The 25,716-nt window shown below is 66.0% G+C and carries 22 protein-coding genes, 1 tRNA gene and 1 pseudogene; 18 read left to right on the top strand and 6 right to left on the bottom strand.

Annotation, left to right across the window (positions count from 1 at the left end):
• The 9 genes from rng to clpB all read left to right on the top strand — a co-directional run bounded on the left by rng (nt 1) and on the right by clpB (nt 9,874).
• A complete protein-coding gene (gene rng / locus PHR85_RS02360) occupies nt 1-1,521 on the top strand; it encodes a ribonuclease G (RefSeq protein WP_300049923.1) in 1,521 nt (506 codons plus the stop codon).
• A gap of 32 nt (nt 1,522-1,553) precedes the next feature.
• Nucleotides 1,554-2,867 (top strand): Tol-Pal system beta propeller repeat protein TolB, encoded by a 1,314-nt coding sequence (gene tolB, locus PHR85_RS02365; protein ID WP_300049925.1) that lies wholly within the window; start codon nt 1,554-1,556, stop codon nt 2,865-2,867.
• A 79-nt stretch (nt 2,868-2,946) separates the two neighbouring features.
• Complete coding sequence (pal, locus tag PHR85_RS02370) at nt 2,947-3,486, top strand: peptidoglycan-associated lipoprotein Pal (RefSeq protein ID WP_300050066.1); 540 nt, start codon at nt 2,947-2,949, stop codon at nt 3,484-3,486.
• Nucleotides 3,487-3,491: 5 nt separating this feature from the next.
• The gene (ybgF, locus tag PHR85_RS02375) at nt 3,492-4,283 is read left to right on the top strand and encodes a tol-pal system protein YbgF (RefSeq protein ID WP_300049928.1); all 792 of its coding nucleotides are present in this window, start codon (nt 3,492-3,494) and stop codon (nt 4,281-4,283) included.
• Nucleotides 4,280-5,143, top strand: coding sequence for a tRNA threonylcarbamoyladenosine dehydratase (locus PHR85_RS02380; RefSeq protein ID WP_300049931.1), 864 nt, complete (start codon nt 4,280-4,282; stop codon nt 5,141-5,143). The genes ybgF and PHR85_RS02380 overlap by 4 nt, the downstream gene beginning before the upstream one ends.
• A gap of 22 nt (nt 5,144-5,165) precedes the next feature.
• Nucleotides 5,166-5,241: transfer RNA gene (locus PHR85_RS02385), tRNA-Lys, on the top strand.
• A gap of 113 nt (nt 5,242-5,354) precedes the next feature.
• Nucleotides 5,355-5,912 carry a lipocalin family protein gene (locus PHR85_RS02390; RefSeq protein ID WP_367278697.1) on the top strand — a complete coding sequence of 186 codons (558 nt, stop codon included), beginning with the start codon at nt 5,355-5,357 and terminating at the stop codon, nt 5,910-5,912.
• Between the two features lie 44 nt (nt 5,913-5,956).
• Entirely contained in the window at nt 5,957-6,976 is a 1,020-nt protein-coding gene (locus PHR85_RS02395) for an adenosine kinase (RefSeq protein ID WP_300049933.1), read from the top strand.
• A gap of 294 nt (nt 6,977-7,270) precedes the next feature.
• Nucleotides 7,271-9,874 (top strand): ATP-dependent chaperone ClpB, encoded by a 2,604-nt coding sequence (clpB, locus tag PHR85_RS02400; protein ID WP_300049935.1) that lies wholly within the window; start codon nt 7,271-7,273, stop codon nt 9,872-9,874.
• A 511-nt stretch (nt 9,875-10,385) separates the two neighbouring features.
• On the opposite strand, the pseudogene PHR85_RS02405 reads toward clpB, so the two are convergent.
• From PHR85_RS02405 to PHR85_RS02425, 5 genes and pseudogenes are all read right to left on the bottom strand, one after another.
• A pseudogene (locus PHR85_RS02405) lies at nt 10,386-11,129 on the bottom strand (peptidylprolyl isomerase); the annotation flags it as partial.
• A gap of 23 nt (nt 11,130-11,152) precedes the next feature.
• Entirely contained in the window at nt 11,153-11,422 is a 270-nt protein-coding gene (locus PHR85_RS02410; protein ID WP_300049938.1) for a BolA family transcriptional regulator, read from the bottom strand.
• On the bottom strand, nt 11,423-11,956 hold the full coding sequence (locus PHR85_RS02415; RefSeq protein WP_300049940.1) for a septation protein A: 534 nt from the start codon (nt 11,954-11,956) through the stop codon (nt 11,423-11,425).
• Between the two features lie 7 nt (nt 11,957-11,963).
• On the bottom strand, nt 11,964-12,371 hold the full coding sequence (msrB, locus tag PHR85_RS02420; protein WP_300049942.1) for a peptide-methionine (R)-S-oxide reductase MsrB: 408 nt from the start codon (nt 12,369-12,371) through the stop codon (nt 11,964-11,966).
• Between the two features lie 49 nt (nt 12,372-12,420).
• Complete coding sequence (locus tag PHR85_RS02425) at nt 12,421-13,935, bottom strand: YdiU family protein (RefSeq protein ID WP_300049944.1); 1,515 nt, start codon at nt 13,933-13,935, stop codon at nt 12,421-12,423.
• Between the two features lie 96 nt (nt 13,936-14,031).
• Between PHR85_RS02425 and PHR85_RS02430 the strand changes: the two genes are divergently transcribed.
• The 5 genes from PHR85_RS02430 (at nt 14,032) to PHR85_RS02450 (ending at nt 18,258) form a co-directional block, all read left to right on the top strand.
• Nucleotides 14,032-14,979, top strand: a complete 948-nt coding sequence (locus PHR85_RS02430) for a branched-chain amino acid ABC transporter permease (protein WP_300049946.1) — start codon at nt 14,032-14,034, stop codon at nt 14,977-14,979.
• Nucleotides 14,979-16,244, top strand: a complete 1,266-nt coding sequence (locus tag PHR85_RS02435; RefSeq protein WP_300049948.1) for a branched-chain amino acid ABC transporter permease — start codon at nt 14,979-14,981, stop codon at nt 16,242-16,244. Before PHR85_RS02430 ends, PHR85_RS02435 begins: the two co-directional genes overlap by 1 nt.
• A gap of 5 nt (nt 16,245-16,249) precedes the next feature.
• The gene (locus tag PHR85_RS02440; protein ID WP_300049950.1) at nt 16,250-17,029 is read left to right on the top strand and encodes an ABC transporter ATP-binding protein; all 780 of its coding nucleotides are present in this window, start codon (nt 16,250-16,252) and stop codon (nt 17,027-17,029) included.
• A complete protein-coding gene (locus PHR85_RS02445) occupies nt 17,022-17,732 on the top strand; it encodes an ABC transporter ATP-binding protein (RefSeq protein ID WP_300049953.1) in 711 nt (236 codons plus the stop codon). Before PHR85_RS02440 ends, PHR85_RS02445 begins: the two co-directional genes overlap by 8 nt.
• Before the next feature lie 88 nt (nt 17,733-17,820).
• On the top strand, nt 17,821-18,258 hold the full coding sequence (locus PHR85_RS02450) for a PaaI family thioesterase (RefSeq protein WP_300049956.1): 438 nt from the start codon (nt 17,821-17,823) through the stop codon (nt 18,256-18,258).
• A 12-nt stretch (nt 18,259-18,270) separates the two neighbouring features.
• Here the strand turns inward: PHR85_RS02450 and PHR85_RS02455 are convergent, their stop codons facing one another.
• On the bottom strand, nt 18,271-20,016 hold the full coding sequence (locus tag PHR85_RS02455; RefSeq protein WP_300049959.1) for an alpha/beta fold hydrolase: 1,746 nt from the start codon (nt 20,014-20,016) through the stop codon (nt 18,271-18,273).
• A 205-nt stretch (nt 20,017-20,221) separates the two neighbouring features.
• On the opposite strand from PHR85_RS02455, the gene PHR85_RS02460 reads away from it, so the two are divergent.
• The 4 genes from PHR85_RS02460 to PHR85_RS02475 are packed head-to-tail and all read left to right on the top strand — an operon-like array spanning nt 20,222 to nt 25,603.
• Nucleotides 20,222-20,587, top strand: a complete 366-nt coding sequence (locus PHR85_RS02460) for a hypothetical protein (protein ID WP_300049961.1) — start codon at nt 20,222-20,224, stop codon at nt 20,585-20,587.
• Between the two features lie 36 nt (nt 20,588-20,623).
• Complete coding sequence (locus tag PHR85_RS02465) at nt 20,624-22,387, top strand: DUF262 domain-containing protein (protein ID WP_300049963.1); 1,764 nt, start codon at nt 20,624-20,626, stop codon at nt 22,385-22,387.
• A gap of 37 nt (nt 22,388-22,424) precedes the next feature.
• A complete protein-coding gene (locus tag PHR85_RS02470; RefSeq protein ID WP_300049965.1) occupies nt 22,425-22,865 on the top strand; it encodes a hypothetical protein in 441 nt (146 codons plus the stop codon).
• Complete coding sequence (locus PHR85_RS02475; RefSeq protein ID WP_300049966.1) at nt 22,862-25,603, top strand: ParA family protein; 2,742 nt, start codon at nt 22,862-22,864, stop codon at nt 25,601-25,603. Before PHR85_RS02470 ends, PHR85_RS02475 begins: the two co-directional genes overlap by 4 nt.
• Nucleotides 25,604-25,716 lie beyond the last annotated feature (113 nt).

The following is a 25,716-nucleotide window of genomic DNA, read 5'->3' on the forward strand; positions in this document are numbered from 1 at the left end:
ATGGCACAGGACATACTCATCAACTGGTCGCCGCAGGAGACCCGGGTCGCCGTGGTCGAACAGGGCGCCGTGCAGGACGTCTACGTCGAGCGCACGCTCGAGCGTGGCCTGGTCGGCAACGTCTACCTCGGCAAGGTCTCGCGCGTGCTGCCCGGCATGCAGTCGGCCTTCATCGACATTGGCCTGGACCGCGCGGCCTTCCTGCATGTCGCCGACCTGATGCCCAACATCAATGCGCGCCACGCCGGCAAGGACAAGGACAAGCCCGTCGCCAGTGCCTCCGCCAGCGCGGGCGCCGCCTTGCCGGGCGCCGACGCCGCGCTGCCGATCGAGCGCCAGATCTTCGAGGGCCAGGCCCTGATGGTGCAGGTGCTCAAGGACCCGATCGGGACCAAGGGCGCGCGCCTGACGGCACAGATCAGCATCGCCGGCCGGCTGCTGGTGTTCCTGCCGCAGGACAACCACATCGGTGTCTCGCAGAAAATCCCCTTCGCCCAGCGCGAGGCCCTGCGCGCGCGCCTGCTGGCCCTGACCGCCGAGGGTGGCGGCGGCTTCATCCTGCGCACCAACGCCGAGGACGCCTCGGACGAGGAGCTGGCCGAGGACATCGCCTACCTGCGCAAGACCTGGGCCCATATCAAGAACGGCGCCATGCGGCTGCCGCCGGCCTCGCTGCTGCACCAGGACCTGACGCTGCTGCAGCGCGTGCTGCGCGACCTGGTCGGGGCCCAGACGCAGACGATCCGGGTCGATTCGCGCGAGCAGTTCGCTCAGCTCGAAGCCTTCGCGCGCGAGTACATGCCCAGCACCCAGGAGCGACTGCAGCTCTACACCGGCGAGCGGCCGATCTTCGACCTGCATCAGATCGACGATGACATCGCGCGCGCGCTCAGCCGCCGCGTCGAGCTCAAGTCGGGCGGCTACCTCGTGATCGACCAGACCGAGGCGCTGACCACCGTTGACGTCAACACCGGCGGCTATGTCGGCGCGCGCAACTTCGACGACACGGTGTTTCGCACCAACCTCGAAGCGGCACAGGCCATCGCGCGCCAGTTGCGCTTGCGCAACCTGGGCGGCATCGTCATCGTCGACTTCATCGACATGGTGCGCGAGGACCACCGCGAGGCCGTGCTGAGCGAGTTTCGCAAGCAGATCGGGCGTGACCGGGTCAAGACCATGGTGGGCGGCTTTTCGCAGCTCGGCCTGGTCGAGATGACGCGCAAGCGCACGCGCGAATCGCTGGCCCAGATGCTGACCGAGACCTGTCCCACCTGCGAAGGCAAGGGCCGGGTCAAGACCCCGCGCAGCGTCTGCTACGACATCCTGCGCGAGATCCTGCGCGAGGCGCGCGCCTTCAACCCGCGCGAGTTCCGTGTCGTCGCCTCATCCCAGGTGATCGAGCTGTTCCTGGACGAGGAGAGCGCCCACCTCGCGGGCCTGTCCGACTTCATCGGCAAGCCGATCTCGCTGCAGGCCGAAGGCTCGATGACGCAAGCACAATACGACATCGTCCTACTCTGATACCCGCTCAACCCTCCAAGACGCAGCACATCATGAAGATTTCGGGCCTTGACGACCTCTCCCCTGCCTCGGGCCGCCGCCGCAGCCTGCTGGCGCTGGCCGCGACCGGTCTGTTGACCGCACCGCTGGCGCCGGCCTGGGCCCAGTTCCGGGTCGAGGTCAGCGGCGTCGGCATCAAGCAGATTCCGGTCGCGATCGCGCCATTCCGAGGTTTCGAGGGCGCGCCCACCGATGTGCCGGCCGTGATCCGCTCCGACCTCGAGCGCAGCGGCGTGTTCCGCCTGGTCGCCGCGCAAGCCGGTCTGGACGAGAACGCCCGCCCCGACCTCGGTCCCTGGAAGGACCGCGCCGATGCCCTGCTGACCGGCAGCGTGACCCGGCTGGCCGACGGCCGCTTCGATGTGCGTTTTCGGCTCTGGAACACGCTGCGCGGGCAGGATCTCGGGGGCTTGAGCTTCCCGGTGGCGTCATCCGACCTGCGCCTGGCCGCGCACAGGGTCGCCGACTATGTCTACGAAAAGCTGACTGGCGCCAAGGGCGTGTTCTCGACCCGCATCGCCTATGTCTCCAAGAACGGCTCGCGCTACAGCCTCTGGGTCGCCGATGCGGACGGCGAGGGCGCTCAGGCCGCGCTCACCAGCAACGAGCCCATCATCTCGCCGTCCTGGTCGCCCAATGGTGGCCAGCTGGCCTATGTGTCCTTCGAGTCGCGCAAGCCCGTCATCTACCTGCACGACATCGCCAGCGGCAGGCGCCGTCCGGTCGCGACCTGGCGCGGCTCCAACTCGGCGCCGGCCTGGTCGCCCGACGGCAGCCGCATGCTGGCCACCCTGACGCTGTCGGGCAACTCGCAGGTCTACGAAATCAGCCCCAACGGCGCCGGCGAGCCCAAGCGCCTGTCGCAGTCCGGTGGCATCGATACCGAAGCCGTCTTCACGCCCGATGGCGGCGCCATCTACTTCGTCAGCGACCGCGGCGGCTCACCGCAGATCTACCGCATGCCCGCGCGTGGCGGCAGCGCCGAGCGCGTGACTTTCCAGGGCAGCTACAACATCTCGCCCGCGATCAGCCCCGACGGCCGCTGGCTGGCCTATATTTCGCGCGTTGGCGGCGCCTTCAAGTTGCAGGTGATGGAGCTCGGCAGCGGTAATATTGCATCTGTCACAGATAGCAGCGATGATGAGCGCCCCACCTTCGCGCCCAACAGCCGCCTGATCATGTACGCCACCAAGGTCGGCGGTCGTGAGGCCTTGATGACCACCACGCTTGACGGCCTGATCAAGACCCGGCTTGCCAGTGTGCCGGGTGACATCCGGGAGCCGAACTGGGGCCCTTTCCCGCGCTGATTGCAGGCCGTTTTTTCAAGCCCATTTTTTTCCGACTAAGATGAAAATCTCCAAAACCTTCCAACAACCCGCCCAGCGCATGACCCGACTGGCCGCCGTCGCCGCCTTCAGCGCGCTGCTCGCCGCTTGCGGCTCCAGCGTCAAGCTCCAAGACACTCCGGTGGCCGAGCGTTCCGCCACGGCCATCGATGCCAGCAGCACCAGCGCCGGTGCCGGTGCTGTTGGCATGGGTCAGCGTGACATCTCGGGCGTGCAGGCCGACCGCTTCATCGCCGGTCAGGCGCCCGCCAACGTCGAGCGCATCGTCTACTTCGACTTCGACAGCTACGCCGTGCGTCCCGAGTTCAGCGCGCTGATAGACAGCCATGCCAAATTCATCAACGGCAACAGCCAGCGTCGCGTCAACCTCGAAGGCCATACCGACGAGCGCGGCGGCCGCGAGTACAACCTGGCGCTGGGCCAGAAGCGCGCCGAGGCCGTGCTGCGCGCGCTGGTCGTCTCGGGCGTGTCCGACAGCCAGATGGAAGCCGTCAGCTTTGGCAAGGAAAAACCCGCCGCGCAAGGCAGCGGCGAGGAAGCCTGGGCCAAGAACCGCCGCGTCGAGTTGACCTACCGCTGATAGGCATGGCCAAGACGACCCAGATTCTGTTCAAGCTGGCCTGTGCCAGCGGGCTGGCCTTGGCCACCACCCTGCCGGTCCAGGCCGCGCTGTTTGGCGACGACGAGGCGCGCAAGGCCATCCTGGAACTGCGCGGCAAGGTCGATGCCAACCGCCAAGCCAGCGACAGCGCACTGACCGAGCTGCGCCGCCAGCAAGACGAGCAGGGTGGCAGCTCCCGTCGCGCCGTGCTCGATCTGGTCAACCAGGTCGAGGCGCTGCGCACCGAGCTGGCCCAGTTGCGCGGCCAGAACGAGCAGCTCGCGCGCGACGTCACCGAACTGCAGCGGCAGCAAAAAAGCGTGCTGTCCGTGCTCGACGAGCGCCTGCGCACGCTCGAACCGGTCCGCGTGAGCCAGGACGGCGTCGATTTCACGGTCCAGCCGCGCGAGAAAGCCGAGTTCGAGGCCGCCATGAGCGCGTTGCGCGCGGCCGACTTCGACAAGGCCGCCGACCTCTACGCCCAGTTCCTGCGTCGCTACCCCGACAGTGGCTACCTGCCCGCCGCGCTCTACTGGCAGGGCAATGCCCGCTATGCCTCGCGCGACTACAAGCCGGCCATCGACAGCTACCGCGCGCTGATCGCCAGGGTGCCTCATCACGCCCGCGTGCCCGAGGCCATGCTCGCGATCGCCAACTGCCAGCAGGAGCTCAAGGACGCCAAGGCCGCCCGGCGCACGTTGGAAGACCTGGTCAAGAGCCACCCCAAGTCGGAAGCCGGCATCGCCGCCCGCGATCGCCTGGCGCGCATGCAGTGAACGCCCCTGAAGACGACATTTTCGAGCGCCGCTTCGGTGGCCTGCGCCGGCTCTACGGCACCGAGGGCGCGCAGCGCATCTTCGATGCCCATGCGATCGTGGTCGGCATCGGCGGCGTCGGCTCCTGGGCGGCCGAAGCCTTCGCGCGCAGCGGGGTGGGGCGCATCACCCTGGTCGACCTCGACCACATCAGCGAATCCAACACCAACCGCCAGATCCACGCGCTCAGCAGCACGCATGGCCAGGCCAAGATCGAGGCCATGCGCGAGCGCATCGCGCAGATCAATCCGCAGGCGCAGGTGCAGCTGATCGACGATTTCGTCAGCCCCGACAACTGGCTCGACTGCCTGCGCCTGGCCGATTTGCGTCCCGGCCAGCGCCTGGTCGTGATTGATGCTTGCGACCAGGTCAAGGCCAAAACCGCCATGGCGGCCTGGGCCTTGCGCGCCCGCGCCCTGTTCATCACCGTGGGTGCGGCCGGCGGTAAGCGGCTGGCGCATGCGATCGAGATCGTCGACCTGTCCGAGACCACGCACGACCCGCTGCTGGCGCAGCTGCGCTACCGCCTGCGCAAGGCGCATGGCGGCGCGCGCCAGGGCCGCATGCAGGTGGCCTGCGTCTTCAGCCGCGAGCCCGTCGCACCACCCGACGCCTCCTGCGTGCTGCCCGGCACCAGCGACGGCACGCTCAACTGCCACGGCTATGGATCCATGGTCAGCGTCACGGCCAGCTTCGGCCTGGCGGCGGCCGGCTGGGCCATGGACGCCTGGGCACGCGGGCAAGGCCTGTGCAAAAATCCCATGCCGTCCATGAAAATGGCAGAAATTCCGCTAGAACGCGTGCTCCAGCAAAAAGCGTAAGCGTTTGCAGCAGTTTCAGGTGGGGTCGTTAGCTCAGTTGGTAGAGCAGTTGACTTTTAATCAATTGGTCGCAGGTTCGAGTCCCGCACGACCCACCACCCATCAAAGCCCCGAGCATTAGTTGCACGGGGCTTTTTTATCGCCCGGTTCGCGCTACCATGGCGGTATGAAACCTCGTATCGCTCGCGCTGTCCAGGCGTCGTTGGCCCCAGTGATCGCATCCATCGGTCTGAGCCTGAGCCTGCTGGCGGCGGCTCCTGCTCACGGCGTTGAACCCGCTCCTGTCGCGCTTCAGACCATCGAACGGCTGGACCTGCCGCGCTACCTCGGGACTTGGCACGAGATCGCGCGCACGCCCAACTGGTTCCAGAAGAAATGCGCCGCCGACACCCGCGCCGACTACTCGCTCAACCCCAGCGGCACGGTGCGGGTCGTCAACCGTTGCCGCACCCATGATGGCGAACTCAGCGAGGCCATCGGGGAAGCACGCCGCGTCGGCGGACCCGATTCGGCCCGGCTCGAAGTCCGTTTCGCGCCTCGCTGGCTGTCCTGGCTGCCGCTGGTCTGGGGTGACTACTGGGTGGTGGACCTCGACCCCGACTACCAACTGGTTGCCGTCAGCGAACCCCGGCGCGAATACCTCTGGGTGCTGGCGCGCCAGCCACAGGTCGATCCCAAGGCCTACGAGGCCCTGCTGGGCCGGCTGCGGCAGCAAGGCTTCGACCTGAGCCGGCTCCAGCGCTCGACGCAAAGTTCAGCCCTGCCATAGCCATGGTTCAGGCATAGCTGGCCTGATCGCATAGACTTCGAGGCATGACTACGCATCATTACCACCTCTATGCGATCGGCAACGCCCTGGTCGACACCGAATACGAAGTCTCCGACGCCCAACTGCAGGCCATCGGCGTCGACAAGGGCCACATGACCCTGATCGACGCGCCGCGCCGCGCCGAACTGCTGGCGCAACTGCATGAGCAGTCGGCGCGCCGCACTGGTGGCGGCTCGGCTGGCAACACCGTCGTCGCACTGGCGCAGCTCGGCGGCCACGCCTTCTACAGCTGTCGCGTCGCCGACGATGAGCTCGGCGCCTTCTACGCCGCCGACTTGGCGTGCAACGGCGTCGCCACCAACCTCAACCACACCAAGGCCGAGCACGGTCAGACCGGCAGCTGCCTGGTTCTGGTCACCCCCGACGCCGAACGCAGCATGAGCACCTTCCTCGGTGCCACCGCCGAGCTCGACGCCAGCGCGCTGCACCCCAAGGACATCGCGCGTTCCAAGGTCTACTACATGGAAGGCTACCTGGCTGCCTCGCCCACGGGGCTGCAGGCCGCGCTCGAAGGCCGCCAACTGGCGCGTTTTGCGGGCGCCGCGCTCGCGCTCACGCTCAGCGACGTCAGCATGATCCAGTTCTGTCGCCCGGGCCTCGACGCCATGCTCGCCGGTGGCCTCGACTACCTGTTCTGCAACGAGGAAGAAGCCCAGGTCTGGTGCGGCTCGCAGAACCTGCAGCAAGTCCGGAAAACGATGGCTGGTCTGGCCAAAACCGTCTGCATCACGCGCGGCGCCAAGGGCAGTCTGGTGCTCGAAGCCGGGCAGGTCATCGAAATGCCGGCTCCCACGGTCAAGGCCGTCGACACCAATGGAGCCGGGGACATGTTCGCTGGCGCCTTCCTCTATGCCGCTACCCATGGTTACCCGCATGCACAGGCGGCGGAGCTGGGCAACCGCTGCGCTGCCGCCGTCGTCAGCCAGCACGGCAACCGTCTCCAGCCCGAGCAGTTGCAGGCCCTCAAGGCCCGCTTCGAGCAGGAAAACAGCGTCACAGCCTGAGCCGACTCGCCGCAATGCGCTCCCTGGTCGTGGTGATCAATCGATAGCCAGGTCGCCTCGCAAACGACAAGCCCCGCCAAAGCGGGGCTTGGGACCGGTCTGACCTGCTTGGGGTGAATCTCGCCACCGAGTTGTCACGCGAGCATTTCCTTGCTGTGCTTCATTCCAGTGAGTCTAGCAGCAGGCTGGGCAACATCCCTGGGACATGTGGCTTCTTGATCGGCGCGCGTTGGCCTTGAAATGCTCGCCAGCGGCCCTCAAGTCCTGCACAATCAATCATCACGGAGGGCTTCGATGCGATCTGACAGACTCACCACCAAGTTCCAGGAGGCGCTGCGCGAGGCGCAGACGCTGGCGCTGGGCCAGGACCATGCCTATATCGAGCCGGCCCATGTGCTGGCCGCCATGCTGGCGCAGCAGGATGGGCCGAAATCGCTGCTGCAGCGCGCCGGCGTCAATCTGACGGCGCTGGGCCAGGCGGCCGAAGCGGTCATGAAAAAACTGCCCCAGGTGCAGGGCCAGGAGCAGGTCCAGATCGGGCGCGACACGGTCAGCCTGCTGCAGACAGCCGAGAAGGACGCGATCAAGCGCGGCGACCAGTTCGTCGCCAGCGAATCCTTCCTGCTGGCGCTGGCCGACGGCAAGACCGACCTGGCGGTGGCCGCGCGCGAGGCCGGCCTGCAGCGCAAGACCCTGGAAGCCGCCATTGTCGCGGTGCGTGGAGGACAGAGCGTGGACAACCCCGAAGCCGAAGGCCAGCGCGAGGCGCTGAAGAAATACACCCTGGACCTGACCGAGCGCGCGCGCCTGGGCAAGCTGGATCCGGTGATCGGGCGCGATGACGAGATCCGCCGCGCGATCCAGGTGCTGCAGCGCCGCAGCAAGAACAATCCCGTCTTGATCGGCGAGCCCGGCGTGGGCAAGACCGCGATCGTCGAGGGCCTGGCGCAGCGCATCGTCGCCGGCGAGGTGCCCGACACGCTGCGCGACAAGCGGGTGCTGGTGCTGGACATGGCGGGCCTGCTGGCTGGCGCCAAGTTCCGTGGCGAGTTCGAGGAGCGGCTGAAATCGGTGCTCAAGGAGGTCGCGCAGGACGAGGGCCGCATCATCCTGTTCATCGACGAACTGCACACCATGGTCGGCGCCGGCAAGGCCGAGGGCGCGATGGATGCCGGCAACATGCTCAAGCCCGCCCTGGCGCGCGGCGAGCTGCACTGCATCGGCGCCACCACGCTGGATGAATACCGCAAGTACATCGAGAAGGACGCCGCGCTGGAGCGCCGCTTCCAGAAGGTGCTGGTCGACGAGCCCAGCGTCGAGGACACGATCGCCATCCTGCGCGGCCTGCAGGAGCGCTACGAGAAGCACCACAACGTCGACATCACCGATCCGGCCATCGTCGCGGCGGCCGAGCTGAGCCACCGCTACATCACCGACCGCTTCCTGCCCGACAAGGCGATCGACCTGATCGACGAGGCGGCGGCCAAGATCAAGATCGAGCTCGACTCCAAGCCCGAGGTGATGGACAAGCTGGACCGCCGCATGATCCAGCTCAAGATCGAGCGCGAGGCGGTCAAGCGCGAGAAGGACGAGGCCTCCAGGAAGCGGCTGGCGCTGATCGAGGAGGAGCTGGAGAAGCTGCAGCGCGAGTACGACGACCTGGACCAGATCTGGAAGGCCGAGAAGGCCAGCGTCCAGACCTCGGGCGCGGTGCGCGAGGAGGTCGAGCGGGTCAAGCTGGAGATCGAGGACTTCAAGCGCAGGGGCAATTTCGACAAGGTCGCCGAGCTGCAGTACGGCCGCCTGCCCGAGCTGGAAAAGCGCCTGAAGGAAGCGCAGGCCAAGGAAGCCGCCGGCCCCGACAAGGCCAAGGCGCCCAAGCTGCTGCGCACCCAGGTCGGCGCCGAGGAGATCGCCGAGGTGGTGGCGCGTGCCACCGGCATCCCGGTCTCCAAGCTGATGCAGGGCGAGCGCGACAAGCTGCTGGCGATGGAGGACAAGCTGCACGAGCGCGTGGTCGGCCAGCATGAGGCGATCCAGGCGGTGGCCAACGCGATCCGGCGCTCGCGCGCGGGCCTGTCCGACCCGAACCGGCCGCTCGGATCATTCCTGTTCCTGGGTCCGACCGGCGTCGGCAAGACCGAGCTGTGCAAGGCGCTGGCCGGCTTCCTGTTCGACAGCGAGGACCATCTGATCCGCATCGACATGAGCGAGTTCATGGAGAAGCATTCGGTGTCACGGCTGATCGGCGCGCCGCCCGGCTATGTCGGCTACGACGAGGGCGGCTACCTGACCGAGGCGGTGCGGCGCAAGCCCTACAGCGTGATCCTGCTCGACGAGGTCGAGAAGGCGCACCCGGACGTGTTCAACGTGCTGCTGCAGGTGCTCGACGACGGTCGCCTGACCGATGGCCAGGGCCGCACGGTGGACTTCAAGAACGCGGTGATCGTGATGACGTCCAACATCGGCTCGCAGCTGATCCAGGCCATGGTGGGCCAGGACGCCGAGGACATCAAGGACGCGGTCTGGGGCGAGCTCAAGGCCCATTTCCGGCCCGAGTTCCTGAACCGGATCGACGAGACGGTGGTGTTCCATGGCCTGGACGCCACGCACATCACCGCGATCGCCCGCATCCAGCTCAAGGTGCTGACCGAGCGGCTGGCCAAGCTCGACCTGCATCTGCAGGTGAGCGAAGCGGCGCTGGAGGAGCTGGCCAAGGTCGGCTTCGACCCGGTGTATGGCGCGCGGCCCCTGAAGCGCGCGATCCAGCAGCGCATCGAGAACCCGCTCTCGCGCCTGATCCTCGAAGGCAAGTTCGCGCCCCAGAGCGAGATCCCGGTCAACGTCGACCCGATCACGGCGCCGGGCCAGTTCCAGTTCGGGCGCGTGGTGCATTAAGCAAGCAAAACAGCCCGCGAAGGGCTGTTTTGTTATCCGGAGTGGGCGCGGTTTACTGCACGCGCGCTTTTCGGATCAAGTTGTCCTGGAACTGGGCCACCTTCTGCTGCGCCAGGTGCTGGGCGATCTGGGACTTGATCTGCTCGAACGCGGGCAGTTCCTGGCCGGCGTTGCTGGCGGCGAACTTGTCGTATTCGGCCTTGAGCTCGGCGTCGCTGACGCTGACCTTCTTCTGGTAGTCGGCCAGCATCAGGCCGGCCAGGACCTGCTGCTGCGCGATGGTGGCTTTCTGCTCGTAGCCCTTGGATGCCTTGACACCCTGTTTCTCGGCGGCCTGGATGAAGGTTTCGAGGTCGAGCAGGTGCTGCACGACCTGGGCCTTGACGCCGTCGTCGACCGGGCGGCCGCTGCGCGTGACCTGTGCCAGCATGGCGTCGATGCGGGCCTGGGACAGGGGCTTGCCGTTGATGCTGGCCGGTTCGGTGCCGCGCTTGGCGGCTTTCAGGACCGATTCGCGGTACTGGGCGAGCTTTTGCTGGCCGAGGTGCTGCTCGATCTGGGGCTTGAACTGCTCGATGGGAGGCAGCTGGGCCTGGCGGACATCATCGACACGGATGATGTGCCAGCCGAACTGGCTCTTGACCGGCGCGTCGGTGAGCTGGCCCTTGTCGAGCTTCTTCATGGCTTCGGCGAACTCGGGCACGAAGTTGCTCGGGTTGGCCCAGTCGAGGTCGCCGCCGTTGGCGCCGGACCCCGGGTCCTTGGACTTGGCTTTGGCGAGTTCCTCGAACGAGGCGCCGCCCTTGATCTGCGCGATCAGCGCCTGGGCTTCGGCTTCGCTTTCGACCAGGATATGGCGGGCGCGGAATTCCTGGCCGGTGTTGCTGCCGACGAACTTGTCGTATTCGGCCTTGATCTCGGCTTCGCTGACCGGGTTCTTGCCCATGTATTGGGCGAACAGCTCGGTCACCAGCACGTTTTGCAAGGCCTGTTCGGCGGCCTGCTTGTACGCTGGCTTGGACTTGATGCCCTGCTGCTCGGCGGCCTGCGCGAAGATTTCGAGCTTGGTCAGGTGCTCCTTGATCTGACCTCGCAGGGCGTCATCCACCGGCCGGCCGGATTGCTCGAGCTGGGCGGCCATGGCCTCGACGCGCGAGCTCGGGATGGCCTTGCCGTTGACGACGGCCAGGTTCTGCGACCAGGCGGGGGCGCTCAGGATCGTGGCGAGGGCCACTGCGGTCAGGACTTTTTTCATGCGTGTGACGTAGAAATGCTAGATCAGCGCCGGATCTCGATCGCCACGGCATGCAGGCCGGCGTCGATGAAAGGCGACAACGCATCATACACAAGCCGATGCGCGGCGACACGGCTCAGGCCGGTGAAGCGGGGCGAGGCGATGGCGACGCGGAAATGGGTACCGTGGCCTTCGGCGTTGGCGCCAGCATGGCCGGCATGGGCCGCGCTCTGGTCTTCGACCTCAAGCTCGGTGGGATCCAGTTGCGCGCGCAGCTGCGCTTCGATGGCGGCGGCAGTGGGGAGGGCGTTCATTTATGGGTGTTCGTCCTTGAGGTGTGGGGCGACGTAGAGGCCCTGGCCGATGATGAACAGGAGCGGGAAGGCGTAGCCCCAGAGCTTGAAGTCCATCCAGGCTTCGGTCGAGTAATAGGCCGCGACATAGGCGTTGCTGACGGCCATGAACAGGAAATACAGGATCCAGGCCACGGTCAGGCGGCCCCAGACGTCCGCTGGCAGACGCAGCTGGCTGCCCAGCAGCAGTTGCAGCAGGTTCTTCTTCCAGATCCACAGCGCCGCGGCCAGGCCCAGCGCCATGCCGGCGTAGAGCACGGTCGGCTTCCACTTGATGAAGCGTTCGTCGTGCAGGCCCAGCGTGAGCGCGCCGAACACCAGCACCAGGGCCAGCGTGGCTTTCTGCATGGTCTGCAGCCGGCGGTCGATGGCATAGATGATGCCGCTCTGCAGCACGGTCGCGGCCATCAGCACCGCGGTGCCGACATAGATGTCGTGCAGCTTGTAGGCGCCGAAGAACAGCAGGATGGGGAAGAAGTCGATCAGGAAACGCATGGGAAGATTATCGCGGCTTGAAGTCGAGTGCCGCCGAGTTCATGCAGTAACGCAAGCCCGTCGGTGCCGGGCCGTCCTCGAATACATGGCCGAGGTGGGCACCGCAGCCGCTGCAGACGGTCTCGACCCTTGTCATGCCATGGGCACGGTCGACTTTTTCCTCGATCGCGCCGGCGAGCGACTCATTGAAGCTGGGCCAGCCGCAGCCGGCATCGAACTTGGTATCGGACTCGAACAGCTGCTGGCCGCAGCAGATGCAGTGGTAGCTGCCGTCGGCCCAGACCTGGTCGTATTTGCCGGTATGGGGCCGTTCGGTGGCGGCCTGGCGGGTGACGGAATAGGCCAGGGGCTCGGCGCCCTTGGCCGCGAGCAGCTGTCGCCATTCGGCATCGGATTTCTCGACGGGGTAGGGCATGGTCTTTTCCTTGAAGCTGGAGGGGTGGGCCGAATTCTGAACGATTCGATCAGGACGAACAGCTGATGCTGATGGCAGCGGCCCAGTCGGGCGGAAAATCGGCCAGGTCTGCGCTGTCGGACCGTTCATCGTAGGGGCTGGCCAGCGCGGCTTGCAGGCGCTGCAGCGCGCTCGGGTCGCCGGCCTGGGCCTGGCGGATCGCGACCTCGCCCAGGTGGTTGCGCAGCACGACCCTTGGGTTGGCGCGCAGCATGCGTTGGCCTGCTTGCGAATCTGAACCTGCGCTTGCACCAGCATCGGCTGGCAGCTGCAGGCGTTGGCGCCAGCGCGCCCACCAGTCATCAAAGGCTTCGGGCTGCAGGAACAGGTCGCGCACGGGTTGCCAGTGCGGGGTCAGCGGCCGGACGGCAGCGCCTTGACCCGCCTGGCCGGCATCGGCCTCGCTGGCGGCCTGGGCCAGGCTCAGGCGGCGCCAGAAGATGGTGTAGTCGGTGCGCTCGCGGGCCAGAAGCTGCAGCAGGTCTTCGGTCAGTTCGGCGTCGCCCGTGCGCGGATCGTCCAGGCCCAGCTTGGCGTTCATGCGCCGCTGCAGCGCTGCCGGGAACAGTGCCTTGTAGGGCTCCAGCGCGTCCAGCGCCTGCTGGCTGTCGTCGAGCAGCGGCAGCAGGGCCTGGCCCAGGCAGAACAGGTTCCAGTAGACGATGTTGGGCTGGCGTGCGTAGGCGTAGCGCCCGCTGCTGTCGCTGTGGTTGCAGACATGGCCGGGATCGAAGCCGTCGAGGAACTGGAACGGGCCGTAGTCCAGCGTCAGCCCCAGGATGCTCATGTTGTCGGTGTTGAGCACGCCGTGGCAAAAGCCCACCGCCTGCCACTGCGCGACCAGCTCGGCGCTGCGCCGGGTCACGGCGGCTAGCAGCCCGGCGTAGGGGTTGCCGTCGGCCTGGCGGTACTCGGGATAGAAGTTATCGATGACGAAGTCGGCCAGCCGGCGCAATTCGGCGTGGCGGCCGTTGTGGCTGAAATGCTCGAAATGCCCGAAGCGGATGAAGCTGGGCGCGAGACGGGTGACGACGGCGGCGGTCTCGACTTCCTCGCGTCGCACCGGAGCCGGCGAGCCGGTGACGCAGAGCGCGCGCGTGGTCGGGATGCCGAGCGCGTGCATGGCCTCGCTGCAGAGGAATTCGCGGATCGAGCTGCGCAGCACGGCGCGGCCGTCGCCACCGCGCGAGTAGGGGGTACGCCCGGCGCCCTTGAGCTGGACCTCCAGGCCGCTGGCAGCATGTTCGCCCAGCAGCAGCGCGCGGCCGTCGCCGAGCTGGCCAGCCCAATGGCCGAACTGGTGGCCGCTGTAGACGCTGGCGATCGGTGTCACGCTGTCCGCGATCCGGTTGCCGCTGAGCCGCTGCAGCAGCTCGTCGTCCGGTGGTGGTTCGGTGGGCAGGCCGAGCGTGGCGGCGGCCTCGCCGCTCCAGCCCACCCAGTGCGGCGTGGGCAGCGGGGTGGGGTGCAGGCGGGTGTGGAATTCGTCGCCCAGGGACTCGAATCGGCTGACTTGGAGTTGCATGGGTGCATTGTCGGGCGAGCCGGGTGGCCTTGCACTACAGGTGGTCATGGTAAAAACCCGGCGGGGCTGGCCGGTGCCGGCCCGGAATGTCGCATCTTGGTGTCTGTTCTTCTCTCTCTGCTCAATGGCTTGAGCTACGGCTTGCTGCTGTTCATGCTGAGTTCCGGCCTGACCCTGATCTTCAGCATGATGGGGGTGCTCAACTTCGCCCATGCCAGTTTCTACCTGCTGGGGGCCTATTTCGGCTGGGCGCTGTCGGCCCATGTCGGCTTCTGGCTGGCGCTGCTGCTGGCGCCGCTGGCGGTGGGGCTGCTGGGCGCCTGGTTCGAGTCGGCCTGCCTGCGCCGGGTGCATCGGCATGGCCATGTGGCCGAGCTGCTGGTGACCTTCGGCCTGAGCTACGTCGTGCTGGAGCTGGTGCAGCTGGTCTGGGGCCGGGCGCCGCTGGACTTCCAGCCGCCCGAGCTGCTGCGCGGTCCCGCCTTCACACTGGTGCAGCAGGCCTCGGCTGGCATCAGCCTGGCCTGGGGCGCTGCCGGCGAGGCGGTCTGTCGTGCGCCCGGCGTGCTGTGTCATCCGTTTCCGGCCACGCGCGCCTTCATCGTCGTGGTGGCGCTGCTCATCCTGCTGGCGCTGGGCTGGCTGCTGCGGCGCACCCGTATCGGGCTGGTGGTGCAGGCCGCTCTGACCCACCCCGAGATGGTCGAGGCGCTGGGCCATGACCTGCCGCGCGTCTTCATGGGGGTGTTCGGTGCCGGCACGGCGCTGGCCGGGCTGGCGGGCGTGGTCGGCGGCAGCACCTTCGTTACCGAGCCCGGCATGGCGGCGGCGGTTGGTCCGGTGATCTTCGTGGTGGTGGTGGTGGGGGGGCTCGGGTCGCTGGCGGGGGCTTTTGGCGCTTCGCTGCTGATCGCGCTGATCCAGACCTTCGCGGTGGCTCATGGCGGCTGGCTGGCGCAGGTCGCGCCCATGCTGCCTTATCTGCTGCTGGTGCTGGTTCTGCTGCTGCGCCCGGCAGGACTGTTCGGCCGGAGGGCGTCCTGATGCGCGCCGAGCGACTGGGCTGGCTGCTGGCCGCGCTGGCGCTGCTGGCCGCGCCCTGGTTCTGGTCCGGCAACGCCGCGCTGGGGCTGCTGACCCAGGTGGCGATCGCGGCGCTGGCCTGCCTGTCCTACAACCTGCTGTTCGGCCAGGGCGGCATGCTGAGCTTCGGTCATGCGGTCTATACCGGCCTGGGCTGCTATGCCGCGATCCACGCGCTGCGTGCCGTCTCGGCCGGCGAGTTGCCGCTGCCGGTCAGCCTGGTGCCGCTGGCCGGTGGCCTGGTGGGCCTGCTGGTGGCGCTGCCGCTGGGCTGGGCCAGCACGCGCAAGTCGGGCACGCCATTCGCGATGATCACGCTGGGGCTGGGCGAGCTGGTGTCGGCCGCCGCGCTGATGTTCCCTGCCTTCTTTGGCGGCGAAGCGGGGGTGTCGGGCAACCGGGTCGCCGGGCCGGCGGTGCTGGGCGTGACGTTCGGGCCGCAGCTTGAGGTCTATTACCTGTGCGCGCTCTATGCGCTGGTCTGTGCTGGACTGATGCGGGCTTTCAGCTTCACGCCGCTCGGACGCATGCTCAACGCCGTGCGCGACAACGCCGAGCGCGCGGCTTTTGTCGGCTACGACCCGCACGCGGTGCGTTTTCTGGCCTTTCTGGCGGCAGGCTTCTTCGCCGGCATCGCGGGTGGCCTGGCGGCGCTGCATTTCGAGATCGCGAGCGCCGAGGTGCTGGGCGCGCATCGGTCGGCATCCTGGCTGCTGTTTGCCTTCCTGGGCGGCTCGGCCTATTTCCTGGGGCCGGTGATCGGCGCGCTGCTGCTGGTGCTGTGCACGGGGCTGTTGTCCGAGTGGACGCCGGCCTGGCAGCTCTACCTGGGCCTGCTGTTCCTGTTCATGGTCATGCGCGCCCCCCAAGGCTTGGCCGGCCTGCTGGTGCAGGCTTGGGCGCAGGCCCGTACTCGCCCCTTCGGCGCCTGGCTGCCGGTCCTGCTGGCCCAGGCGCTTGCGGCTGGACTGGCGCTGCTGGGCGCCGGTGCCCTGATCGAGCTGAGCTATCGCCTGCAGCTGGAGTCGGTGATTGGCGGCGAGTTCCGCTACCTGGGGCTGGCGCTGGACAGCTCCCGGCCGTCGAGCTGGCTGGGGGCTGCCACGGTCCTGCTGGTCGGCTGGGGCCTGGGCCGCTGGCTCCGTGGTCGCAGGCGGCATGTGTCGACGCATGATTCCAGCCCAGGCGATGCACTAAGGCAAGGCCGATCCTGGAGGTCGAGATGAGCGGCATGGAAACCGTGACAAAGCCCGTGCTGGAAATCCGTGGCCTGGCCAAGCGCTTCGGTCGCACCGAGGTGCTGCGCGAGGTGACGCTGTCGGTCGCGCGTGGCGAACGGCTGGCGCTGATTGGCCCGAACGGCGCCGGCAAGTCCACGCTGTTCAATCTAATCAGCGGTCGCGAGGCGCCCAGCGCGGGCCAGGTCTGGCTGGACGGACAGCGCATCGACGGCAGGCCGCCGCACCAGATCAGCCGGCTGGGACTGGCGCGCAGCTTCCAGGTCAGCCACCTGTTTGCGCACCTGAGCGCCTTCGACAATCTGCGCTGCGCCATGCTCTGGAGCGCGGGCCAGCGCTACAGCTTCTGGCGTCCGCTGTCGCGGCTGCGCGAGCTCAACTCGCGCGCTGCAGTCTTGCTGGAACGCCTGGGTCTGCAGCCAAGGCGCGACGACAGCGCCGCCAGCCTGAGCTATGCCGAGCAGCGCGCGCTGGAGATCGGCGTCACGGTGGCGGGCGGCGCGGGTGTGATCCTGCTCGACGAGCCCACCGCCGGCATGAGCCGCAGCGAGACCGCGCGCTGCGTCGAGCTGATCCGCGAGCTGACCGCCGGCAGGACGCTGCTGATGGTCGAGCATGACATGGGGGTGGTGTTCGAGCTGGCCGACCGCATCGCGGTGCTGGCGCAGGGCGAGCTGATCGCCTGCGGCACGCCGGCGCAGGTGCGCGCCGATGCGCGGGTGCGGCAGGCCTACCTCGGCGCGCTGCCTGCAACGGAGCCGGCCCATGACTGAACCGAATCCGCTGCTGGAGCTCCGCGACCTGAACGCCTGGTACGGCAAGAGCCATGTGCTGCACGGGGTCGACCTGTGCGTGGGCGCCGGCGAGATCGTCGCGCTGCTCGGGCGCAATGGCTCGGGGCGCTCGACCACGGCCCGGGCCGTCATGGGGCTGGTCGACTGCGCGGGCGAGATCCGCTGGCGCGGCCGCTCCATCCTGGGCCGGCCGACCTTCGAGATCGCGCGCGCCGGCCTGGGCTATGTGCCCGAGGACCGCGCCATCTTCCCCGGCCTGACGGTCGAGCAGAACCTGGCGCTGGGCCGCCAGCGCGGCAAGTCCGGGCGCTGGCAGCTGGACGACATGTACCGGCTGTTTCCTCAGCTCAAGGCGCGGCGCCAGACCGAGGCCGGGCACCTGTCGGGCGGCGAGCAGCAGATGCTGACCCTGTGCCGCACGCTGATGGGCGAGCCGCAACTGGTCATCGTCGATGAGCCGACCGAGGGCCTGGCGCCCCAGCTGGTCGAGCAGCTGGGTGATTTCCTGTGCCAGCTGCGGCGCGAGGGCGTGGCGGTGCTGCTGATCGAACAGAAGCTCGCGATCGCCCTGGCGGTGTCGCAGCGCGCCCTGGTGATGGGCCACGGCCGGGTGGTGTTTGACGGCACGCCGGCGCAGCTGCTGGCCAGCCCCGAGCTGCGGCGCGAGTGGCTGGAGGTCTGATGCCGCCTCTGAGGCCGGCGGTACCGGCATGGGCTTGCGCTATGCTTCGCCCTCCTCACAACACAAGCAAGCCACTGGAAGCTGTCACATGGAATTCCCCGTCCACATCCCTTTTGTCGAGCTGTTGGGCCTTGAGCTGCTGCGCTGGGAGAACGACGAGGCCGAGGTCCGTTTCGATTCCCAGTCCGATCACCACAACAGCTTCAGCGTGGTGCATGGCGGCGCGCTGATGACCCTGCTCGATGTCGCGATGGCGCACGCCGCGCGCAGCGGCATGCCCGAGCTGGGCGCGGTCACGATCGAGATGAAGACCAGCTTCATGCAGGCCGCGCGTGGCCCGCTGCTGGCCAAGGCGCGGGTGCTGCACCGCAGCGCCACCATGGCCTTCACCGAGGGCAGCGTGCTGGATGCCGACGGCAAGCTGTGCTGTCACGCGACGGGCACCTTCAAGTGCATCCGCCGCCTGCCGGTCGGCGCCAAGGATGCCCAGGCGCTCAATGGCGCCGGCCCCGTCAAGACCGACTGAGCGCCGGCCGCGTCACTTTTCCAGCACGTAGCTGCCCGGGGCCGCGGCCAGGGCTGGGAATCCGGCGCTGGTCGCCGGGTAGGCCGGCACCAGCTCGCCGGTGCGCGCGTGCAGCCAGGCGGACCAGTCCTCCCACCAGCTGCCGGCTTGCTGTGGCGCCTGGCCGAACCAGTGCTCCCAGTCGTCGTTGCGCGCGGGCTCGCCGACCCAGTAGGCGCGCTTGGGCGGATTCACCGGCGGATTGACGATGCCCAGGATATGGCCCGAGGTCGACAGCACGAAGCGCACCGGCGCCTCCACATTGACCGACTTGCGGATCTTGTAGCAGGCCTTCCAGGGCGCGATATGGTCATCCTGGGCCGTGACCGCGTAGAGCGGCTGCACGATACGGTCCAGGTCGATCGTCTCGCCGGCAAGGGTGAGGGCGTCGCGCTTGACCAGCTGGTTGTTCAGGTACATCTCGCGCAGGTAGAAGCTGTGCATGGCGCGTGGCATGCGGGTGGTGTCCATGTTCCAGAACAGCACGTCGAAGGCCGGCAGCGGTTCGCCCAGCAAGTAGCTGTGGACCCAGTAATGCCAGATCAGGCCGTTGGAGCGCAGCAGGCGAAAGGAGGCGGCCATCTCACCGCCGTCGAGGTAGCCCTTGCGCGCCATCATGTCGTCGAGCGCGCCCAGGCTGTCCTCGTCGATGAAGACGCCGATCTCGCCCGGCTCGGAGAAGTCGGTCAGCGTGGTCAGCAGGGTCCAGTGCGCCACCGGCATCGCATCGGCTGCATGGCGCTTGTTGGCCCAGGCCATGTAGGCGGCCACCAGCGTGCCGCCAATGCAGTAGCCGGTCAGGTGGACCTGGGGCACGCCGCAGAACTCGCGCGCGACGCGCACCGCCTCGGCCACGCCGTCTTGCAGGTAGTCGTCGAAGCCGACCTCGCTCATCTCCGGGCCCGGGTTCTTCCAGCTGGTGATGAAGACCGAGAAACCCTGTTCGGTCAGGTACTTGACCAGGCTCTTCTTCGGGTTGAGGTCCAGGATGTAGAACTTGTTGATCCAGGGCGTGCAGATCACGATCGGCGTGGCGCGTACCTGCTCGGTGGCGGGCGCGTAGTGGATCAGCTCCAGCAGGCGGTTGCGGAACACCACCTGACCCGGCGTGGTGCCGAGGTCCTGGCCGACGCGAAAGGCGTCCTGTTCGACCATCAGGATGTTGCCCGCCAGCGCGTCACGCACGAAATGCTTCCAGCCCGCGAGCAGGCTGTCGCCACCAGTCTCCTGTGCGCGCTGCAGGGCCTGCGGATTGGTCCAGAAGAAATTGGTCGGCGCGATCGAATTGAGCCAGTTGTGGATCCAGAAGTAGGCGCGCTCCTGTTCGTGGCGCGCCAGGCCGGGGGCGGTGTTGTAGAGGGTCCGCAGCCGGTGGTCGAAGCTCAGGAAGCCTTCCTTCAGGATGTCGAAGCCGGGCGACTGCAGCCAGATCGGGTCGGCGAAGCGTTCGTCCTCGAACTTGGGCGTGACCAGATCGTCCTCCGCCACCCCCAGCGTGCGCCGCACGCCGTGCTCGTAGAGCGCCAGCGTCTCGCGCCAGGCTTCGTTGGCTTCGTGCAGCAGCTGCTGCGGGTGTGTCCACCAGGCCAGCTGCGCGTTGAACTGCGAGGACAGCATGCCGAACGGGTCGGTGGCTCGTCGCCAGGACTGCAGGCCGAGCTCGGCTGGCGACAGGCAGGGTGGGGTGGCGGGACTGGGCGGGTTCTGGGCTGACGGCATGTTTCGAATTCCTCCATTTCCATCATAAGCCCGTCACAGTTGGCTGGTGAAGGCTTTTCAGTGCTGACGCAGGGCAGTGCGCGGATGACGAATTGATTTTTGTTGGGTTTTGCTATATTGATGTCAATTTGGTGATATCGTGTCTGCGCAATCCATTATCTCGTCGCTTGCGGGCCATGTTCCTGGCTGTTTTTCGTGCTGATCAATGAACGTTTTTGAATTTCGCCAGAACCTGGTCAACGAGTACGCTGAGGTCTCCCGCAGCTTCGCCCGCATCAAGGCCGATGACATCCGCGCCTACGTGGACGCCGAGTACGCGTCGCAAAAATACTGGCCCGCGCCGCTGGTGCAGGTCAACCCCAACTTCCAGCCGGGTGGGACGGTCGAGTTCTTGTGCGCGGCCGGGCTGCTCAGCACACAGTGCGCGGAGATTTTCCGCTTCGGCAAGACAGCTTCGTCTGCCGGGCACTCGTTGCCGCTTTACAAGCACCAGGTCGAAGCCATCTGCCTGGCTGCTGCGGGTGAGAGCTATGTGCTGACGACCGGTACGGGCTCGGGCAGGTCTTCCTGAAAAATCTTGCAGAAAGCAAATTAAACTAATTAAAAGATGAGTGAAACCCTATTCAAAGAAGTTCGATATAATCTCGGCGGCCTCGTCAACGGCATCGGGATGGGGCAGATCGGACTGCCTGACATCCAGCGACCTTTTGTCTGGAGCAATATCAAGGTCCGCGACTTGTTCGACTCCATGTACCGTGGCTACCCGGTCGGCTTCTTCCTATTCTGGGAGACTGGCGCCGAGGGCGTGGAGACCAGGGTCATCGGTGAAGCCAGCAAGCAGAAGACGCCCTCGTTGCTGATCGTCGATGGCCAGCAGCGGTTGACTTCCCTCTACGCCGTGATACGCCGCGAGGCGGTTTTGCGGGAGAACTTCGAGCGCGAGCACATCCGCATCGCCTTCCGACCGCAGAACGGGACCTTCGTCGTCCCCGACGCCACCACGGAACGTGATCCGGAGTACATCCGGGATATCTCCGAGGTATTCCGAACTGACACCTTCGAATTTGTTTCTAATTACCTTGACCGCTTACGCTCGGCTCGTGAAGTCACCAAAGAGGAAGAACGTCTCATCGCCAAGGCCATTGGACGCTTGGCCAAGCTGACCGACTTCCCCTTCATTGCGCTGGAACTGTCGCAACAGTGTACCGAGGAGCAGGTGGCCGACGTTTTCGTCCGCATCAACAGCGAAGGCAAGAAGCTCAACCAGTCGGACTTCATCCTGACGCTGATGTCGGTGTTCTGGGACGATGGCCGCACCGAGCTGGAGTCCTTCTGCCGGGGCGCGCGACAGCCGGCACCGGCGGGACAGGCGAGTCCGTTCAACCAGCTCTTCCAGCCGGATCCAGACCATCTGCTTCGCGTCGATGTGGGGGTGGCATTTCGGCGGGCGCGACTGGAACATGTCTATTCCCTGCTGCGGGGCAAGGATCTGGCCACCGGCGAGTCCAGCCCCGAGAAGCGGACCAACCAGTTTGCCAAGTTGCGCGATGCCCAGTCTCGTGTCCTGAACCTGACGTACTGGGCCGATTTCCTGAACATCGTACGCTCTGCCGGGTATCGCAGCGCCAAAACCATCAGCTCGGTGAATGCACTGGTGTTTGCATACCAGCTGTTCCTGCTGGGGCGCACCGAGTACGGGGTCGAGGGCTTCAAGCTGAAGAACGCGATCGCACGGTGGCTGTTCATGTCGCTGCTGACCGGCCGGTTCACCACGTCGCCGGAGTCGCGCATGGAGCAGGACCTGGCCGAGCTGCGTGAGCTCAAGACCGCAGATCAGTTCCTGTCCCGGCTGGAATCGGTAGAGGCCGCCACGCTGACCGACGATTTCTGGACCAAGACCCTTCCGCTGGACTTGGCGACTTCGGCTGGCCGTAGCCCGGCGCTCTTCGGTTTTTACGCAGCGCAGACTTTGCTCGGTGCTCGGGCCTTGTTCTCCAAGAGCCCGGTGGCCGACCTGCTGGACCCGCCTGCACAGGGGCAGAAGAAGGCTCTGGAACGTCACCATCTGTTCCCACGCCAGCATCTGAAAGAAATCGGGATCGACAGCGTGCGCGACATCAACCAGATCGCGAACTACGCGCTGGTGGAGTGGGATGACAACATCGCCATTTCAGACGGTCCGCCATCATCGTACTGGCCCGAGTACGCCCAGCGCTTTGACTCGCAGGCGCTGACCAAGATGTCCGAGTGGCATGCCTTGCCGGAAAACTGGTGGACCATGTCCTACCCCGAGTTCCTGGCTGCTCGCCGTCCGCTGATCGCGGGGGTGATCCGGGCAGGCTACCAGAAGCTGGTCGGGGGCAGCGCCTGAAAGTGCTGGACGGAGCTGCAAATTACACTGAGGTGCCATGAGTAAGGCCTTTCCCATTACCAATCGCGAACTGGAGCGCGCCTGGCGCGAGTTGCGGCGCTCGTCGCAGGTCGAGTCACGCTGCAACTCGCATCGTCTGTTGATGGTCTATGCGGTGGAATGCGGCCTCAAGGCGGTCTGGCTGCGGTACCAGCGCCGAGACTTGTTCGAGGGGCAGGACATCGACCGCTTCGGACATGACCTCAACGAGGTCCTGCGTGAGCTCAAGCCTGGGCGTCAGTTCGAGCCTCTGCCCGCAGTGGTGCACCTCAAACCCATTGAGGTGGGGCGCCCGCCGCGCGAGCGCACGCGCAGCGGTGGACTCGAGGCCTTGCACCAGGCCTGGCGTTATGGCGCCCATTTGACCGAACCCAGCGACGAGGCGATGGAGCAGCATCTCGAACGCGTCGCGCAATGGATTGCCAAGGAATTGCAATGAACTACTGGACCGTCCGAGAACGCCTATTGACCTGGCTCGACATTGAGCGCGTCTTCAAGCAGGCCACCGAGCTGTGGACGCGGATGCCCGAGGGGGTTCAAGCGGTACGCTGCTACAGCGACGGCGTGGAAATCGAGCATACAACTAAGCCTGAGGCAATCAGCGCCTGGCTGGCCGAATTGTTCGCGCACGCCTGGGACTCGCGCCAGCAGCTCATACGCTTGCGCATAGGGCAGGCCGCCTATCCCGTGGATTTTGTGCGCGTGCTCGTTACGGAGCAGCCGCCTGCGCGCGAGCTGCCGAGCTACCCCTTGTGGCGCGATGTCACCTACTTGAAGGACCTTAGCGACAGCAGCGAGGCAGAGCAGGTCGCTGCCGGATTTGGCATGCCTCAGCCCTGGAGCAGTGGGCCGCGTGTCGTTTCCTTCCATTCGTTCAAGGGAGGCGTTGGTCGCACCACGGCGCTGATGACTTATGTGGCATCCAGGCTGCAATTGAGCAACCCGGACCGCCCCCTGAAGGTGCTGGTGGTCGATGCCGACCTCGAAGCGCCCGGTGTCACCCTCTGGCTGGATGATGCCAGTCGCCCCCAAGTCTCCTACCTGCAATTCCTGGAGGCCATGCATTACCCGCCTGTCAGCGTAGAAAGCAGCCTGGACTATTTCGCACAGGAACTGCGCAAAGCCTCGGTCAGCGTCGGGGGTGCCCAGCGCGAGCTGTTCATCCTGCCGGCCGCTTTGACACTGAGCGACATACAGGACATGCCCGTGCAGCCCGGTCATTTGGCGCGTAACCCGGAGAACCCCTGGATACTGACCGACCATCTGCATGCCCTGGGCGAGCGCCTGGGCGTCGATGCCGTGCTGATCGACTTGCGTGCGGGTTTGAGCGAGTTTTCCAGCCCAGTGCTGTTCGATCCCCGGGTCGAGCATTTCTTTGTGACCACAGTGGCACGGCAGGCCGTGGAAGGGACAGCAGCAGCACTGGAGCGGCTGCATGCCTTCAACAGTCGCTTGCCAGCAGCGCAGCGCAGCTATGCCAAACCCTGGCTGATCCTGAGCCTGCTGACCGACAACTTGCGCAAGCTGCCCGATTATGCCCGCGCCATTGAGCGGCTGGGTGGTGCGTATCCGGCTCCGGTTCAGGATGACTTGGCGATTTCATCGGGTCTGGAGTGGCTGGAGGCAGATTTTTCCGAGGCCTACATGTCGATCGGCAGCCTGGCACAGGCCCTGGATGTGTTGAGGAGTTCGACCAGGCTCTATCAGCGTGCCCAGGATTGGGCGCGTTCGCTGGACCTGCCAGCTGAACAGCCGGCAATCCTATCGGCAGCAGACGGTGTTGCACTGCCTGAGAAAGCACAAGCCTTGCGTGATGTTTGTCTGCGGATGCAGTACGCCGAGACCGCGGACGCATCCGCCATGCTGGTGACTGAGCCACTGCGCAAGATCGGCAAGCATTTCGCCAGCGAACTGCCCAACCTGGTGTCGGTCGGGGCCAAAGGGGCCGGCAAGACCTTCACTTTCCTGCAACTCTGCCGCTCTGGTGGCTGGCATGCTTTCCTGCGCAAGGTCGAAGCCGAGCCCTCGGGCGTACCAGACGCTGTGGTGTATCCGGTGTTGTGGTCTGGCAATCTGGAAAAGACGACCAAGCAATCCATTGTCAGCAATCAGGCGCAAGACCTGAAACGGCTTGGCTGCACGGTGCAGCCGCTATCGGCGTCAAACATCGAGCGGCTGGTGTCTGATGCCCTGAAAGATTCACCGGCACATTGGGCAGATTTCTGGGACGGCTTGATCGCACGTCATTTCGGACTGCCTGCTATGGGCCTTGAAGCACTTAATCGTCAGCTGGGCGAGCGCGGTACAGCTGTCGTGCTGGTGTTTGACGGCATCGAGGAGGCATTTCCAGATCCTACCACCGTGGCAGCGCGCGAAGCCATCCAGTCGCTGTTGCTACTGCCCAACCGGATTGACGAACTGCAAGACAGGCGGATAGGGGCCATGGTCTTCGTGCGAGCAGATTATGTACAGACCACGATACGGCAAAACGTCGCCCAGTTCCTCGCGCGTTATGCGCCTTTCCAGTTGCAATGGAGTCCTGAGGCCTTCCTGCGGCTGGCTTTCTGGCTCTGTGCCCGTTCGGGTATCGTCGATGACACGCTAGGTCAGGCGGAGCTCCTGGGTCAGGAAGCTCTGCTGGAAAAGCTCTTGCAGCTGTGGGGGCGCAAGTTGGGCCACGACAAGTCCCGCGAGGCGCTCTCGGCGCGCTGGGTCTTTGCGTCATTGTGCGACCTCAAGGGCAATGTGCAGGCCCGCGATCTGGTTCGGTTCCTGCGTTTCGCGGCTGAAATCGAGACTGATCGTCAGGGTTCGACCTGGCGGGACCGTGTGTTGGCGCCCGAGTCGCTGCGCAAGGCGATTCCAAAGTGCAGCCTTGAGAAAGTCGACGAAGCAGCCAAGGAGATCGAGCCGCTGCGTCAATGGCGAGAACAGCTCAAGCAGCTCAAGGAAGGTAGAGTCGTACCGTTCGATGCCAGCTCGGTGGGCCTCGATGCTCAGCAGCTGACGGTGTTGCAAGAGCTAGGTATTATTTTCGAGGATACACAAGTGCCGGTAGGCGAGCCCAGGTTGTACTTGCCGGAAATCTACCGAACCGGCCTTGGCTTCGAGACTTCGGTGACAGGTAGACCACGGACACAGGCATTGCTCAAGAGTAATGTCGCCTTGCCATTTTGAAATTTGCGTTGAGATGTCTCACTTGCGCAACTGCGCCAGCTGGTGCTGGAGTCGCGAAAACCACCGGCGGCATCTGGCAAACTCGACCGTTCCGAAATCCCGCATCCGGGACC

Source organism: Malikia sp. (assembly GCF_028687635.1).
Lineage (GTDB): Bacteria > Pseudomonadota > Gammaproteobacteria > Burkholderiales > Burkholderiaceae_C > Malikia.

Coding starts and splice junctions, on each gene's coding strand:
- PHR85_RS02450 (WP_300049956.1), top strand. CDS start 17,821: ATGGAATTCCCCGTCCACATCCCTTTTGTCGAGCTGTTGGGCCTTGAG.
- PHR85_RS02475 (WP_300049966.1), top strand. CDS start 22,862: ATGAACTACTGGACCGTCCGAGAACGCCTATTGACCTGGCTCGACATT.
- PHR85_RS02460 (WP_300049961.1), top strand. CDS start 20,222: ATGAACGTTTTTGAATTTCGCCAGAACCTGGTCAACGAGTACGCTGAG.
- PHR85_RS02410 (WP_300049938.1), bottom strand. CDS start 11,422: ATGAACGCCCTCCCCACTGCCGCCGCCATCGAAGCGCAGCTGCGCGCG.
- PHR85_RS02440 (WP_300049950.1), top strand. CDS start 16,250: ATGGAAACCGTGACAAAGCCCGTGCTGGAAATCCGTGGCCTGGCCAAG.
- clpB (WP_300049935.1), top strand. CDS start 7,271: ATGCGATCTGACAGACTCACCACCAAGTTCCAGGAGGCGCTGCGCGAG.
- PHR85_RS02415 (WP_300049940.1), bottom strand. CDS start 11,956: ATGCGTTTCCTGATCGACTTCTTCCCCATCCTGCTGTTCTTCGGCGCC.
- PHR85_RS02435 (WP_300049948.1), top strand. CDS start 14,979: ATGCGCGCCGAGCGACTGGGCTGGCTGCTGGCCGCGCTGGCGCTGCTG.
- pal (WP_300050066.1), top strand. CDS start 2,947: ATGACCCGACTGGCCGCCGTCGCCGCCTTCAGCGCGCTGCTCGCCGCT.
- PHR85_RS02465 (WP_300049963.1), top strand. CDS start 20,624: ATGAGTGAAACCCTATTCAAAGAAGTTCGATATAATCTCGGCGGCCTC.
- tolB (WP_300049925.1), top strand. CDS start 1,554: ATGAAGATTTCGGGCCTTGACGACCTCTCCCCTGCCTCGGGCCGCCGC.
- PHR85_RS02425 (WP_300049944.1), bottom strand. CDS start 13,935: ATGCAACTCCAAGTCAGCCGATTCGAGTCCCTGGGCGACGAATTCCAC.
- rng (WP_300049923.1), top strand. CDS start 1: ATGGCACAGGACATACTCATCAACTGGTCGCCGCAGGAGACCCGGGTC.
- PHR85_RS02395 (WP_300049933.1), top strand. CDS start 5,957: ATGACTACGCATCATTACCACCTCTATGCGATCGGCAACGCCCTGGTC.
- PHR85_RS02455 (WP_300049959.1), bottom strand. CDS start 20,016: ATGCCGTCAGCCCAGAACCCGCCCAGTCCCGCCACCCCACCCTGCCTG.
- ybgF (WP_300049928.1), top strand. CDS start 3,492: ATGGCCAAGACGACCCAGATTCTGTTCAAGCTGGCCTGTGCCAGCGGG.
- msrB (WP_300049942.1), bottom strand. CDS start 12,371: ATGCCCTACCCCGTCGAGAAATCCGATGCCGAATGGCGACAGCTGCTC.
- PHR85_RS02445 (WP_300049953.1), top strand. CDS start 17,022: ATGACTGAACCGAATCCGCTGCTGGAGCTCCGCGACCTGAACGCCTGG.
- PHR85_RS02470 (WP_300049965.1), top strand. CDS start 22,425: ATGAGTAAGGCCTTTCCCATTACCAATCGCGAACTGGAGCGCGCCTGG.